The organism is Segatella copri (genome assembly GCF_019249655.2).
GTDB lineage: Bacteria > Bacteroidota > Bacteroidia > Bacteroidales > Bacteroidaceae > Prevotella.
The window spans coordinates 2,038,026-2,051,773 of record NZ_CP137557.1; the positions used below are offsets into that span (position 1 = coordinate 2,038,026).

The 13,748-nt window shown below is 43.9% G+C and carries 13 protein-coding genes; 12 read left to right on the plus strand and 1 reads right to left on the minus strand.

Annotation, left to right across the window (positions count from 1 at the left end):
* Positions 1-255 precede the first annotated feature (255 nt).
* From KUA49_RS08025 to KUA49_RS08050, 6 genes are all read left to right on the plus strand, one after another.
* Positions 256-1,476, plus strand: a complete 1,221-nt coding sequence (locus KUA49_RS08025) for a hypothetical protein (protein ID WP_218413305.1) — start codon at positions 256-258, stop codon at positions 1,474-1,476.
* A 147-nt stretch (positions 1,477-1,623) separates the two neighbouring features.
* Complete coding sequence (locus KUA49_RS08030) at positions 1,624-2,787, plus strand: IS4 family transposase (protein WP_153128003.1); 1,164 nt, start codon at positions 1,624-1,626, stop codon at positions 2,785-2,787.
* Between the two features lie 243 nt (positions 2,788-3,030).
* Entirely contained in the window at positions 3,031-3,318 is a 288-nt protein-coding gene (locus KUA49_RS08035; RefSeq protein ID WP_218412298.1) for a hypothetical protein, read from the plus strand.
* Complete coding sequence (locus tag KUA49_RS08040) at positions 3,306-3,629, plus strand: type II toxin-antitoxin system RelE/ParE family toxin (protein ID WP_218412297.1); 324 nt, start codon at positions 3,306-3,308, stop codon at positions 3,627-3,629. The genes KUA49_RS08035 and KUA49_RS08040 overlap by 13 nt, the downstream gene beginning before the upstream one ends.
* Before the next feature lie 29 nt (positions 3,630-3,658).
* Positions 3,659-3,940, plus strand: coding sequence for a hypothetical protein (locus KUA49_RS08045; RefSeq protein WP_218412296.1), 282 nt, complete (start codon positions 3,659-3,661; stop codon positions 3,938-3,940).
* Positions 3,931-4,269, plus strand: a complete 339-nt coding sequence (locus KUA49_RS08050; RefSeq protein WP_218412295.1) for a hypothetical protein — start codon at positions 3,931-3,933, stop codon at positions 4,267-4,269. The genes KUA49_RS08045 and KUA49_RS08050 overlap by 10 nt, the downstream gene beginning before the upstream one ends.
* A 91-nt stretch (positions 4,270-4,360) precedes the next feature.
* On the opposite strand, the gene KUA49_RS08055 is transcribed toward KUA49_RS08050, so the two are convergent.
* Entirely contained in the window at positions 4,361-5,953 is a 1,593-nt protein-coding gene (locus tag KUA49_RS08055) for an ATP-binding protein (RefSeq protein WP_218412294.1), read from the minus strand.
* Positions 5,954-6,190: 237 nt separating this feature from the next.
* Here KUA49_RS08055 and KUA49_RS08060 point away from each other — a divergent pair, with 237 nt between their 5' ends.
* From KUA49_RS08060 to KUA49_RS08085, 6 genes are all read left to right on the plus strand, one after another.
* Positions 6,191-7,510, plus strand: a complete 1,320-nt coding sequence (locus KUA49_RS08060; protein WP_218412293.1) for a S28 family serine protease — start codon at positions 6,191-6,193, stop codon at positions 7,508-7,510.
* 475 nt (positions 7,511-7,985) lie between these two features.
* Positions 7,986-8,519: a DUF3575 domain-containing protein gene (locus KUA49_RS08065; RefSeq protein ID WP_218412292.1), complete on the plus strand. Its 534-nt coding sequence runs from the start codon at positions 7,986-7,988 to the stop codon at positions 8,517-8,519.
* Positions 8,520-8,563: 44 nt separating this feature from the next.
* Positions 8,564-9,931: a DUF4139 domain-containing protein gene (locus KUA49_RS08070; RefSeq protein WP_147468776.1), complete on the plus strand. Its 1,368-nt coding sequence runs from the start codon at positions 8,564-8,566 to the stop codon at positions 9,929-9,931.
* Positions 9,932-9,941: 10 nt separating this feature from the next.
* Complete coding sequence (locus KUA49_RS08075) at positions 9,942-10,847, plus strand: hypothetical protein (protein WP_218412291.1); 906 nt, start codon at positions 9,942-9,944, stop codon at positions 10,845-10,847.
* A 48-nt stretch (positions 10,848-10,895) separates the two neighbouring features.
* A complete protein-coding gene (locus KUA49_RS08080; RefSeq protein WP_218412290.1) occupies positions 10,896-12,227 on the plus strand; it encodes a hypothetical protein in 1,332 nt (443 codons plus the stop codon).
* Between the two features lie 260 nt (positions 12,228-12,487).
* On the plus strand, positions 12,488-13,732 hold the full coding sequence (locus KUA49_RS08085; RefSeq protein WP_318331684.1) for a hypothetical protein: 1,245 nt from the start codon (positions 12,488-12,490) through the stop codon (positions 13,730-13,732).
* The last annotated feature ends 16 nt before the right edge of the window (positions 13,733-13,748 follow it).

Genomic DNA, 13,748 nt, shown 5'->3' on the forward strand with positions numbered 1-13,748 from the left:
TTATGAGGGGAGTGAAGCCTGCTGGAGGATGAATGAACTCAGAGGGCAGAATGAACTCATGTGACTGCTGCATCGGTAAAAGTGCCGCCCGGCATTATCGGATAATATATCGGATAGATCATCTGATAATCATCTGATGAAAAGCAGCAGGGCGAAAGATGCCTGCGCTTGGCTTCTGCAGCAAACTGGAAACAATGAACAATCAGTTTTAATCTAAGTTTGCCGGACATCCAGACTTGTAACTATTTAAGAATTATGAAGAGAACATTACTTGCTTCAGCTTTAGCAGTCATGGCTTTGGCTGCCAGTGCACAGGTTTCAGAAGTAACCAAGATGAAGGGCGATGGTTTTGGTTTTATCCCAAAGAGCCTCACTACCACTGGCGTCATCACTCCTTATTCAACCATCGGAGTTGAACGCAATGAAAACCAGCCGGTAGAGTTCACGGTTTATGATGCTTCCTTTAATGTAGCGAAAACTTTCAGCTACGAGCCTAAGGTGTTCAAGAATAAAGTAGTACGAATGAAAGCTTTGGCCGACTTTAAGACCAAGGAGGTTCTTGATAAAGGTTATGAGGAAAGATATTGGAAATTTGTTGATGGAGTCTACGATTATGAAAAAGGTTTTCTGATTCCTGTTACGACGATGGATGAATTCAAGGCCGCTGTTGCTAAGATGATGGATAAATATACAGTGGATTTCTTTACTGATGATAGTGGTAATTTCGCCTTCCATCTTGATGATGATTGGCTACGTATCGTTTCTAGTTTCGATCCTATAACAGTTAGTGAAAGTTACTTTTATTATAATTCTTCCGACAACAAATTGTATAGTGTTAAAAATCTTACAAAAATAGTAGAGGTTGATACTTCTAGTTTAGATTGGAAGGTGGATGAAACCCAGGAGAGCCATGAGTATAAGTGGGCAGAAAGTGTCCATGCGATAGAGGTGCATGATTATGATGCAAACTGCAATGAGGGTTCTCATGAATACCTTTCTCAGAATGTGTTTAATAATGATGATAAGTATGAGTATTTGGTGAAAACCTATAAAGAGGTGTCTGCCACAACAAATTCTACGAGATCTATAAGTGCATGTCCTATTGCAGGTATTGAGGATGGAAAAATCGTTTTTGTCAAAGATGTAGAGGATAAGTACTATGAGCCTTGTCTTGTAATAAAGGATGAGGACGGAAAGGAATTGTTCTCTGTGTCAACTGTTGATTACATCGGGGATACATTTACCATCTATCGTGCTAATGGCAAGACTTATTTTGGTACTGAGGAATACCTGGGTAATAGTCTATATCAGTATGTCATCTACTTGATTGACAAGACCGATACAAGTATCACAGAGCTTGCCCGCACGCAGGCGGTGAAGTCTGCCAAGACCTTCAATATGGCTGGCATGCTGGTAGGCAAGAATGCCAAGGGCTTGGTTATCCAGCAGGGTGGCAAGAAATACTTTAACAAGTAGCAATAGAAATTACTGTAATAATCACTACTGTCCAATAAAAAAGGGCAATTCGATCTTTGAAACAGTTGAATTATAGTCTTTTATGCAGTATTTTGCAATGAAACGGACTTGATTTTGTAACTTTGCAGCCAAAAAGAATTGGCTACTATGTTTCAAGACAAATATGTTTTCGCTCAACTTACTGCATTTCTGAATAGAACTCAGTTCAACAACTACGTACGCAAGTATGATGGCAACCGATACGTGAAACACTTCACTTGCTGGAACCAGCTTCTTGCAATGATGTTTGGGCAACTGAGCAATCGTGAGAGTTTACGTGACTTGATAGTTGCGTTGGAAGCTCATCGAGCTAAGCAATATCATCTGGGGCTTGGACGTAATACTATCGTAAAAGCAACTCTTGCTTATGCCAATCAGACTCGTGATTACAGGATTTTCGAAGACTTTGCATTCTATATGATGAAGGAAGCTTGCAAAAAGCGAGAAACCAACATTTTGAATATACCAGGAAAGAAGTATGCTTTTGATTCGACAACTATTCCGTTGTGTCTTGCAACTTTTCCATGGGCAAAGTTCAGAAGTAAGAAAGGAGGAGTCAAAGCACATGTCTTATATGACGTAGAAGCACAAGTTCCAGCTTTCTATACTGTGACCACAGCATCAAAGCATGATTCTACAGCAATGTCTTCAATTACGTATGAACCAAATAGTTACTACATTTTCGATAGGGCTTATGATACTTTCAAGGAACTTTATAAGATTCATCTTACAGGTTCCTACTATGTAGTCAGAGCCAAAACGAACTTGAAGTACAAAATGGTAAAATGGAAGCGAAGAATGCCAAAGAATGTACTAACTGATGCAGAAGTAAAACTAACAGGATATCTTTCCGAAAAGAAGTATCCTGAATCATTCAGATTCATTCGATACTACGATGAAGAAGATGATCGTGAGTTTACTTTTCTGACGAATGCAAAGCATCTTTCTGCGTTGGATGTCGCGAATCTATATAAAAAAAGATGGTTGGTTGAACTATTTTTCAAATGGCTAAAGCAGCATCTTAAGATAAAGAGATTCTGGGGCACAACGAAGAATGCTGTACGCATACAGATTAGTGTTGCCATTATCACTTATTGTCTCGTGGCTATTGTGCACCATGATATGCAATTGAAACGCTCGACATATGAAGTTTTGCAGATTCTAAGCATTTCATTGACGGACAAAACCCGTCTAAGAGATCTATTTGATAAGACTATTTTCAACGATGTCAAAGAACTCGATTATCCCCTTTTTAAGGGACTATTTGATTAATTAATTAACGTGTCCAATTTTTATTGGACACTAATGTGTAATAATGATAAAGAAAGCCAGCCTTTTCGCAGGAGAAGGCTGGCTTTCTTGTTCTTTTTGCGTGAGGAAATTATCCTTATAATCCATTAAACTTCGGTATTCTCTGCCATTTTCTTGCAGATTTCCTTGCGAGTTTCAATCTTTCTTCGTAACTTTGCATCATCTTTACATAAGTAACGTGGAACTTTAAAAGCGAAAGAAAATATGGAGGAAAAGAAATATCATATCGAGGAATCGAAGATAGCAGGGGATAAGGTCTGCGAGCCATCGCCAGCTTATGCATCTGTTGCATCAGAGTCTGTATCTCATCACGTGATTGATTCTGGGATAGAGCAGGAAGATGAAATTCCTGTTCTTAAAAATCATTTTAGCTATGAGGGTCTTTTGGATAGTATCGATTATTGTGAGACCATTAAGGATGATCCTTCTAAATGGGAGACTGTTGATGCCTTTAACGAACGTTTATATGAGGAATTCCCATGGCTGAGATAGTTGTTCACAAACTGTATGAAGAAAAGGAACGCCAGTATATTATCGATGCTTATGAGAATTTTGGTAAGAAAACTGCTCGAAAGTGGAAAGAAGAACTGAAGAAAATTCAGAACTTCCTGAAAAAATATCCTGAGGCAAAGCCTCCTTTTCTTGTTGCACCGAAGTTTAGCTATTTGCTTCGGGGGGCTAATTTTATGCGTAATTTCAAGTTGGTTTATTATTATGATGAATCCTTGGATGTGGTACATATTGTTGATATTTGGGATATGAGACAGAATCCAAAAAGGCTCTCAGTCTCAAAATATAAATGATTATGTGGAACTTTAATAGCAAAAGAAATATGGAGGAAAAGAAATATCATATCGAGGAATCGAAGATAGCAGGAGATAAGGTCTGTGAGCCATCGCCAGCCTATCGTTCTATGGCATCATCAACATCATCAGTATCATTCGTATCATGGGATGAGACTTACGATACCGATTCCTATCCGATGGGGCGTTCGCTGGAGCAGGTGATGGAGCATTGCGCAGAAATAGACAAGCACTTGGATGACCCGAACTATGGTCATCCAGTAGATGATTTGATTGCAAGATTAGAACAGAAGATTGCGCAATGGAGATAAAGGCAGATGATTTGTTTGATAGCGAATTTGACAAATGTGTAGATTACGCTTTGTTGGAATTCGGTAGAAAAACAGCCAAAAAGTGGATTGATAGTTTGATTGGTATGAAACATCAGTTGAGGTTGATGCCTGAGAGTTATCCGTTTGTACCTGAACTGCAGAAATGGAGAAAGTATCGTGGTGCCATCATCATGAAGAACTTCAAGATTATCTATTTCTACAATGAAGAGAAAGATATCCTCTGGCTGGTGGATCTCTGGGATTTACGCCAAGACCCTCATAAGCTGAACCTGCGAGCCAGAAGAATAGAAAGAAAGGAGTATCATTAGTCTTTATGATAAACAAAAGAACCCGCCAGGTGTCCCAACGGATTTTGAATCCGGTAGGACATCTGGCGGGATGTTTGTTTGGAGTTGTATTTTACAAAGACTCATCCACTTCTTTCCAATCTATCAATCCCTTGCCTGTTTCATCGAGTTCCACTGCCAGGGCGATGATCTTGCGCTTGTCGGCCTTGAAGGGCTCGATGTAGCTCTTTTCCTTTATCTGGCTCTCGGCAGCAGAAATGCCGCCATTGTTCGATAGCTTCAGCTCCAGGACGTAGATGAAGGTTGGAACCTCCACAATCATATCAATCCTGCCAGTGGCCAGCATCCTTTCTACTTCCACCCTAAAGCCCAAGGCTCTGAATATCGTGCTCATTATCAGCCGGTAACGCTCCTCCATATCCATGCTAGCCATTTTCTTGTTGCTGTATGGAACATCGGCGATTAGAGCCTTCAATGCCTTCTTGGCTTCAGCGGTGTTGCCGTCCTGCATCATTTTTCTGAGGAAGCTCTGCGCAGAAACCACTTCCGAATTCGACTTCATGGTCAAGGCAGGAACCACTACGCGGTATAATGCCTTGCGAACTTCAAAGTTAGGGAAGCCCAGGATGTAAACGCCATCGTCGTAACCCTTGATGGTGAGATAACCCGACTGGTAGAGGAAGAGCTCGGCTCCGCCATTCACCACGTCCGATGTCTCCAGGGTATCGCCCTCGATGAAGCAGTGGTCAAAATATTCCATCTTCATTTCCATGTCATCCACGAACTTTGGCAATAGGGAAGTGGCTCCAGATGAAGCCCAGTAATTTCTCAATTTCCTATCCTCCAGGGCATTGATGAGGCTGAACGGATTGAATATATCTACCATGTTATCGCTGCAGAAATGATATCCGTCGTAATAGGCCGTGAGCTGCTTCAGGGTCTCCTCCGGAGTCCATCCGTTTTCTTCTCCCATCGCCTCAATCTCAGGCATGAAGTTGTCGGCAGCTTCCTGCTTCGAAATGCCGCAGATGGTGGCGTAAGGTGCATCAAAACTGATGTTGCTCAGATTGTTGAGCACGGAGAAGAGGGAGATTTGTGTGAACTTGGTGATGCCCGTGATGAAGACGAAACGTTCGTGCTCGTCCTCTTTTTTCAAGATGGCAAATACGGATTTGTAGATGGCTGTGCAGGCTTCATGCTGAGGAGTCTTCCAGGAATGCTGCAATGGAGAATCATACTCATCGATGAGGATAACCGCCTGTTTTCCTGTCTTCTGAAACATCGTTTCGATGATGTTCTGGAAGCGGACGGCAAGGGATGCCTCCGGGCGGACCGCTACTTCATACTTCTGTTCGTATTTATAGAAAGCATCATCGAGATAGGAGTTGAGTTCTTCGGGTGTAGCTCCTCCGCAACTCATGTCGAGTCGAATGACGGGATAGCAGGTCCAGTCTTTCTCCAGCTCCATCACCTTCAATCCTTCGAAGAGTTCCTTTTTCCCCTCGAAGTAAGCCTGGAGTGTATTCACGAGAATCGACTTACCGAAGCGGCGTGGGCGAATAAGGAGATTGTGCTTTTTCCCTTTGTTGGCAAGTCTCCATATCATATCTGTCTTGTCAACATAAAGATATCCACCCTTTCTGATTTTTTCAAAAGACTGGATGCCTACCGGCAATCTTCTATTGTTCATTTCTGTATCTGTCATAATCTGATCTCCTATGTTTTCAGGATAGCTTTTTGCGAGCCATCCACCTTTCTACAAATTCTTTCTGCAAAGATACGACGAATATTTTGATTTCGCAAGAAAAAATGGGGATAATATAAAAAAGGTGGCGAATCTTTTTGCCGGACAAGAATATTTCCTTACCTTTGCATAGCATTTTATGCATGTGGAGATTACCGACGAAAGTTTAAAAAGAGAAAATATAAAAGAGAGACGAAAATGAAATTGAAATTCTTGAAATTGAGATCCTTGAAATTGATGCTGCTGCTCTTCATCCTGCCTTTGCAGATGCTGGCGGCAGAACTGGGAGAGGCGGGCAAGCTGTTGGCGGCGCTGCCAGGAGTGAGTGATGTGGAAACGCTGAAAAGTACGCATTTCCCTGAAAAATATGTGTTCTTCATCAAGCAGCAACTGGATGCCAAGGATGCTTCCAAGGGCAGCTTTGAGCAGCGAGTGATACTCTGCCACAGAGGATTCGACCGTCCTACCGTGCTCGTAACAGAAGGCTATAACGCTAAGTATGCGCTGCGTGAGAATTACATCGAGGAACTTTCTAAGCTTTTCGATACCAACATCATCACCGTGGAGTACCGCTATTTCGACAAGTCGATGCCTAGTCCTTGCAACTGGGATTACCTCACCGTGGAGAACTCGCTCTACGATCTGCACCACGTAAACCAGACTCTGCATGCGATGTATAAGGGCAAGTGGATTGCCACGGGCATCAGTAAGGGCGGACAGACTACGATGTTTTACCGCGCCTACTTCCCAAATGATGTGGACATCTCCGTGCCATACGTGGCGCCGCTGAACAAGGGCGTGGAGGATGGCAGACACGAGAAGTTCCTGCAGCATGAGGTTTCTACCAAGGAGAACCGACAGAAGGTGCTCAACTTCCAGCTGCTGCTCTTCAAGCGCAAGGCTGCGCTGCTGCCGATGTTCGAGAAGTACTGCAGCGAGAAGCAGTATCGCTTCAATGCTCCTATCGCCGAGATTTTCGATTACTCGGTGTTTGAATATGCCTTCGCCTTCTGGCAGTGGGGTGAGGATATCAAGAAGATTCCTACGAATGATTCCACCGACGACCAGGTATTCAAATACTGGATCAACATGTGTGAGCCGGAGTATTTCACCAACTACAATGCCACCTCTCCGTTTGATGTGCAGGCTGCCAGGGAGTTGGGATATTACGGCTATTACACCAAGCCATTCAAGAGATACCTGAGCATCAAGTCGCCAAAGGGTTATCTGAAGAAGCTGATGGTGCCGAAGGGTGCCGAGAACGTGGAGTTCTCGCCAAAGCTCTACAATTATACCGTGGATTTCCTGACCAAGAACGATCCGAAGATGGTGTATATTTATGGTGACATTGACCCATGGGGTGCATCGGGCATCTATGGTTTGCCTTTCACCAAGAACAAGAAGAACCTGCATGTCTATATGTGTCATGGCGGTTCACATCTTACCCGCATCCTGTCGTTCCCTGAGCCAACCAGACAGGAAATCATCGACCTGATTGGTGGATGGCTGAAGGAATAAGTCTTTTAAAAACAGATATAAAAAAGCGTCTTGAAATCACTCAAGGCGCTTTTTTTTATATCTATAATGTTTATTTTATCTATATGTTTATCTTATCCGTTTGCGATTACTGCTTCTGTGATAACATCCGGCACATATCCACTCGTTACCTCAATTTAACAGGTATTTAACTAAAAATACGTTTATTTATATTAAAATATAGTTAAACGGGGGGGGTAATTTACAGAATCTAGATGAATATTATATACTTTTGCAACCAGAAATCAGTCTCCAAGTAATATACAAGGGGATTGGTTGAAATATGTTGAGGACCATTTGATAAGTCATAATAGGTTTATATTGGTTTACAACAATGTTTATATTGCTTAATAACAATGTTTTATATTGCTTAAAAACGATGTTTTATATTGCTAAACAACAATACAACAGTAAGATTCCGGGTAACCGGATAAATAGTTAATATAGTAAGTGATAAATGAAAAGGAAAGCAGTTTTGCTGTTTTTTATTTTGGGAATTAAAACAGTAGGTTACTCACAAGATTTCGCCCTGAAGACGAACGGACTCTACTGGGCGACAACCACACTCAATATGGGCGTGGAGAAGGCAATCAGCAACCAGATAACCCTGGAAGCAGATGTAGCATACAACCCCTGGACATTCAGGGAAGACAAGAAGATGCACCTTCTCTTGGTGCAGCCAGAAATGAAATACTGGCTGTGCGAAAAGTACGAAGGACATTTCGTAGGTATCCACCTGCATGGTGCTCAATTCTTCGGAGGTTTTGGCAGCAAGCTCTACGATGGCTACTTGGCTGGCGGAGGCGTAACATACGGTTACGACTGGATTCTATCCCCTCACTGGAACCTGGAGGCAGCCATCGGTGTGGGATACGCCCACCTCTGGTACAAGCAAAGCCCTAACTTGCCCTGCATCAAGTGCCAGGAAAAGAAGAACGAGAACTATATCGGTCCTACCAAGGCTGCACTATCATTAATCTATATCTTTTAAAATAAGTGCATCATTTAATCACAAAGATCATTATGGATGATAGAATGAAACTCAAAATAGTATATCTGGCTATTGTTGGCGCAGGATTAGCCCTGATAGTGGCTATGTCTTCATGCAGCAACCAGAGCATGGCAAGCGACAAAAAGATTACATGTACTCCCGATTCCTTTATGCTCATGCCAGATAGCAGCAATCAGGCTGCACTCAACCTTCAGGTTCATATCCCGAAGCATTATTTCTCGAAGAGAAGCCGTCTCTTCGTAATACCTGTATTGACAGACAGCGACAGCATAGTGGCTAAATACAAGCCTATAGTGCTGGATGCGCCTATCTACAGAAGGAAGATGGAACGTAAATGGGTACTCGACAGCATTGCTGACCCATACGATTCTATTGCACAGAGAGTTACGAATACCAAAGTAGATTTGTCCGTGTTATATAACGACACCATCACCCTGCCTGCAAACTTCCATAAGGGAAGCCTCGTGGCAGTGGCTTCTGCCGACGGATGCGGCGAATGCCGTGCCATCAGCCATACCAAGATAGCCGATGTGTTCCGTCCGGAAATCAAGAAGCAACTGCACCTCAACTGGATGATGCATACCTTCGAGATCAAGCCGAAGATAAGAGAAGGGAAGGGCGTGGCACGACTTGAGTTTGTTATCAATAAATATGATATCAATCTCAAGATGAGCAACAACCAGGCTGAGCTCGACCACATGTTGAGCGATATAGCTCCAGTGCTCAGCGACAGCCTCGCTACCCTCACTTCTTTGGGCATCTATGGTCTGGCGTCAGCCGACGGCCCGCTGAAGTTTAACACCCCACTTTCCCGCAACCGTGCCAACTCAGCCCTGAAGTGGCTGCTTGCGCACATAGAGAATGGCGACAAGGTGAAGAAGATAGCCCGTATCGGTTCACGCCCTGAAGGATGGCAGCCAGTATTGGATGCGATGGTGGCCGCCGGCGATGCCGACAGCACGATGGTGAAGAACATCCTGACCCGATATGCCAACTTCAACGATGATGTGCAGGAGCGCTATATCCGCCGCCTGCCTATCTGGAACAGCATCAAGAAGAAGTATCTGCAGAAGAGCCGTAGCGTGGAATACACCTACACATACATCATCAAGAACTTCACCACCGATGAAGAAATGCTGCAGATGTACGAGCTCCGCCCAGATGCCTTCAGCGAAGATGAGTTCCTGCATGTGGCACAGATTGCAGAGAGCGCAGAAAAGCAGAAGCAGGTATATGAGACGACTTTGAAATATTACCCTATGTCGAAGATTGCAGCCAACAATCTTGCCATCCTACTCGAGAACGAAGGCAAGGTGGATGAGGCTGAAGAGATATTGAACCGCCAGAAGGCAGAAGAGACTAAGAATAGCCCAAAGGCACTATCAGAATAAAGCACAGCGTATGACAAGATTAAAAGTTATCATATATGGCATGGCACTGGCTATATCATTTACCTCGTGCGTCCGTGAAGATTTGGACCAATGTCCTCCTCTGCGTATCAACATCGAGGTGAAAGACAAGAATTATTTCAACGTCGACCAGACTGCACCCGAAGAGAAACGAGATGAGAATCAGCCATTTAGGTCATTCGTTCCGTCTCTTTCCTATCGTCTGAGCCGACTCAACGACGACGGCACACAGCAGGTTATCGTAGAAGAAAAAAGTTTCGGAGTAGAGGGTGATGGATTAACTTATCCTGTAAGCTTCGACCCCGACATGCCTTTCGGAAAATACGTCTTTACGGTATGGGGAGGTATGAAGAAGCGAGGCGAACTCAATCTGGATAAAAACGAGCTGTTGCTGCATCCGGAGCACAGTCAGGGCGATGATGTTTATCAGGTTTGCGATACCCTCGTCTATGATGAAAACCATTATTGCTATACCAGCGAGATGGAGCGCACCAAGGGCAAACTGGTTATATGGACAGAGAATCTTCCTGCCGGGTATCACCTGATGGATGCTGAAGTAAGCCAGCTCTATGGAATCGTAAATCCAAGTTTCCTATATTCTGAAGAGACCAGCGTCTTTCATGAATCGGAAATTGAAGCTGGCGCCAAGACCAAGACCTCTATTTTCCTGGCTCCTTCTTTCCAGAAGGAAGAGTCAGTGGTGGATGTCAATTTCTATAAGAATAGTGGCGAAGGCGGCAATTCATCTGTGTTGTCACCTGATGACGTGAAGGTAAGCATGGAGCGCAACAAGATTACGGTGCTGAGGTATGTGTACGATTCCGACCGCAATCGCTTCACCATCTATATGAAGGTGAACGACAACTGGGAGGAAATTCACGGTATGATATTGGATTGATAATTAATTTATACTCAATTTTTAAATTTATAATTTATGAAAAAAGGTATGTTTTTTGCGCTTGCAGCAAGCAGCTTGCTGTTCAGCGCATGTAGCAGTGACGACGCTGTGGTTAGCACAGAGGGTCAGAACGAGGCAGTACAGCAGATTGTATTGCAGGTAGCAAGTAGCGGTGATGGCTTGACAACACGTGCAGGCCGCCCATTGTATTCTTCACAGGCTTTGCAGACTATCCAGAATGTTCGCGTGTTGATTTACAACGCTGATACGAAGGCTATTGTCAAAGACGAGAAGAAGGATTGGAAAACAAGTACAACGTATACCAATCATGGCCGCCAGCTTACTCTTACTTACAAGGGTGATGATAGACTGCCCGCAGGTAGCTACAAGGTTATGGCTGTAGGTTACAGCGATAACAGTGACTACACCTATTCTTTGGATGTAACAGGTGCAGCAGCACTTACCGGTAATTACAGTGACATCACTGCAACCTTGAAGGCAGGCAAAGTAGCAGAGGAGGTATTCGCAGGTGATGCAGCGCTTACAATCAACGCTGACAAGAAAATCACCAACCTTACTTCTGGTGAAGAGGACGGATTGGATGTAACCTTGCATCGTCAGGTAGCTGGTAGCTTCGGTTATTTCTGTAACATCCCAGCAAGTGTGAATAGTAAAGCAGCCGCAACCCTTCGTCTCGTAGTAAGAGATAAGAATGATATGTTGACTTTCAAAGACTTCAACAGCTCATTCACAACAACTGGCAGCACTATCATGTATTGTGTTAATGGTACTACATCAACAGGTAAAGCACTTGCTTCAGATGCACAGTTCAAAGATGGCAGCAATGGTTATGTGCTCTATTCTATCGATTTGGATACATGGTTCCCTGGTGGTGATCATAACAATGACGGTGTGCTGAATGCTGAAGATACCAACTGGACACACTCTACTACTTATGTAAATACTCAGGTTGTGAAGGGTTCTGTATTCGGAAGCAACTTCGTCATTCCATTTAATTACGCAGAGGGTAAGAACACCATGGAGCTTCAGCTCTTGGATGCTGCTGGTGATATCATCAAGACTTGGACCGTTTCTATCCCAACATCAGATTTAAATTCGAATAAAGCAAATGGAGCTATAGACGCAAGTCCTTCTATCTTCAACGTGGTTCGTAACCACATGTACAACTTGGGTGTGAAGACTTCAAATGGTACAACAACACCTCCAGATCCAAGTAATCCAGATCCAAAACCAGATCCAGATCCAGATAAACCAAAACCAGGTACTGACCAGCCAGAAGACTTGACCAAATCTCAGAACCTCATCTTGAAGGTGAACGACAACTGGGAGGCTATCCACAAGTTGGTGCTGGGTGATTAATCTTACTACGTGCTCATAATATAGGCAGTATTAAGAAAAATATATCCAAGGGATGCACAGTGCCCGCTATAGGCACTCGCATCCCTTACTATCCCAACATCACAATATTTTATTTATCATTCATTTTATACGTAATTCCCATTCAAATCGAATAGGCGAACATTGAAATCGAATAGACGAATATTGAAATCGAATAGGCGAATATGATGAGAAAATCTATAAAAAACAGTTTAAATATAATCCTCGCAGCCAGTCTCCTAATGAGCTGCAGCGCAAGCAATGATGCGCCTGATACCCTCGCCGACGGCTCGCATGCCGTGAAGTTGAACATGAGAGTGGGTGTAAGCGCAGGCGTTGTTACCGACTCACGGGAACTTGATACATGGGATGGAGCACAGCAAGTGAATGATATGAGAATCTACGTCTTCAGGTGCCCCGTTGACAAGAAGGGTACCCCCGAAGAAGCATATACCTATTGCATCCCTATTGAAACGGAAGCAGCCAAGAAAGGTTACTATTCCGTTGACGCATTCAACAATACAACACCCTACTATTCTGCCGAGCACCAGAACATGCCCGAGCAGCATTCATACACCTTCGAACCCTATCTGCAGAACGACTACTACTACCAGTTTCTAGCCATAGGCAGAGATGACAAATACGCAACGAACAAAGTACTTACCGAACCCAAATTCACTAAAAACGTAACGAAACTGGAGGACGCAAGAATCGCCCTCACCGAGCAGGCAAAAAACAGCGCCAAACTCGGTATCCTCAATACCACAGAGCTGTTTAGCGGCATTCTGCAAGACGAGAATACCCCCGAAGAAGCCCCCGTACTCGTAACGGAAGAGACGAAATACTTCCACCGCACGCTGACCGCCAGCCGTAACGTGGCAGGCCTGATGATTTACGTAGAAAACATCCCGGCACAGGTGGAGTCGAATGCAGCAGGAGACGTGAGCACCGTTACCTTCACGCCCACCTCTCTATCCGTTGTAACCACCGGCATCACCACCGAAACGCTGATAAGGCAGAAGCAGGCACCAGCAGATGCTGAACCGTTGACTTATCAGACGTTGGGCACCATCGACCTCACCCCCTCAAACGGATGGACCGTAGATGCTACAGAGAACATATTCAAGCGAGCTGAAGACTCCCAGAAAGGATGGAAGGCAAACAGCTACATGATAAGCAACTTCATGATGCCTACACCAGAGGAAAAAATGCAGAAAAGCAAGAACTCGGCAGAGAACGAGACCACCTTCTATCTGCATTACACGGATGGCACGCACCACAGGTACGACAACATCAGGAAATCTACAACCACTGGCGACAAGTTCAAGTTCCCTATCAAGGCAAACCACCTGTATTGCCTGGGAGCCAAGAGCAAGACCGTGAACCAGCCATACGACCTGAAGGAGTATTACGAGCCGGTGATGACCGAAGTGAACATTGAGATAGAACCAGCCTTCGAAAAAAGGCATGAATTTGAAACAGAATAAACGTTACAAAACAGCA

Excerpts from the sequence above, each read along its gene's own strand:
- KUA49_RS08030 (WP_153128003.1), top strand. The coding sequence starts at position 1,624 with ATGTTTCAAGACAAATATGTTTTCGCTCAACTTACTGCATTTCTGAAT.
- KUA49_RS08075 (WP_218412291.1), top strand. The coding sequence starts at position 9,942 with ATGACAAGATTAAAAGTTATCATATATGGCATGGCACTGGCTATATCA.
- KUA49_RS08035 (WP_218412298.1), top strand. The coding sequence starts at position 3,031 with ATGGAGGAAAAGAAATATCATATCGAGGAATCGAAGATAGCAGGGGAT.
- KUA49_RS08085 (WP_318331684.1), top strand. The coding sequence starts at position 12,488 with ATGAGCTGCAGCGCAAGCAATGATGCGCCTGATACCCTCGCCGACGGC.
- KUA49_RS08045 (WP_218412296.1), top strand. The coding sequence starts at position 3,659 with ATGGAGGAAAAGAAATATCATATCGAGGAATCGAAGATAGCAGGAGAT.
- KUA49_RS08060 (WP_218412293.1), top strand. The coding sequence starts at position 6,191 with ATGAAATTGAAATTCTTGAAATTGAGATCCTTGAAATTGATGCTGCTG.
- KUA49_RS08025 (WP_218413305.1), top strand. The coding sequence starts at position 256 with ATGAAGAGAACATTACTTGCTTCAGCTTTAGCAGTCATGGCTTTGGCT.
- KUA49_RS08055 (WP_218412294.1), bottom strand. The coding sequence starts at position 5,953 with ATGACAGATACAGAAATGAACAATAGAAGATTGCCGGTAGGCATCCAG.
- KUA49_RS08050 (WP_218412295.1), top strand. The coding sequence starts at position 3,931 with ATGGAGATAAAGGCAGATGATTTGTTTGATAGCGAATTTGACAAATGT.
- KUA49_RS08080 (WP_218412290.1), top strand. The coding sequence starts at position 10,896 with ATGTTTTTTGCGCTTGCAGCAAGCAGCTTGCTGTTCAGCGCATGTAGC.
- KUA49_RS08040 (WP_218412297.1), top strand. The coding sequence starts at position 3,306 with ATGGCTGAGATAGTTGTTCACAAACTGTATGAAGAAAAGGAACGCCAG.
- KUA49_RS08065 (WP_218412292.1), top strand. The coding sequence starts at position 7,986 with ATGAAAAGGAAAGCAGTTTTGCTGTTTTTTATTTTGGGAATTAAAACA.
- KUA49_RS08070 (WP_147468776.1), top strand. The coding sequence starts at position 8,564 with ATGAAACTCAAAATAGTATATCTGGCTATTGTTGGCGCAGGATTAGCC.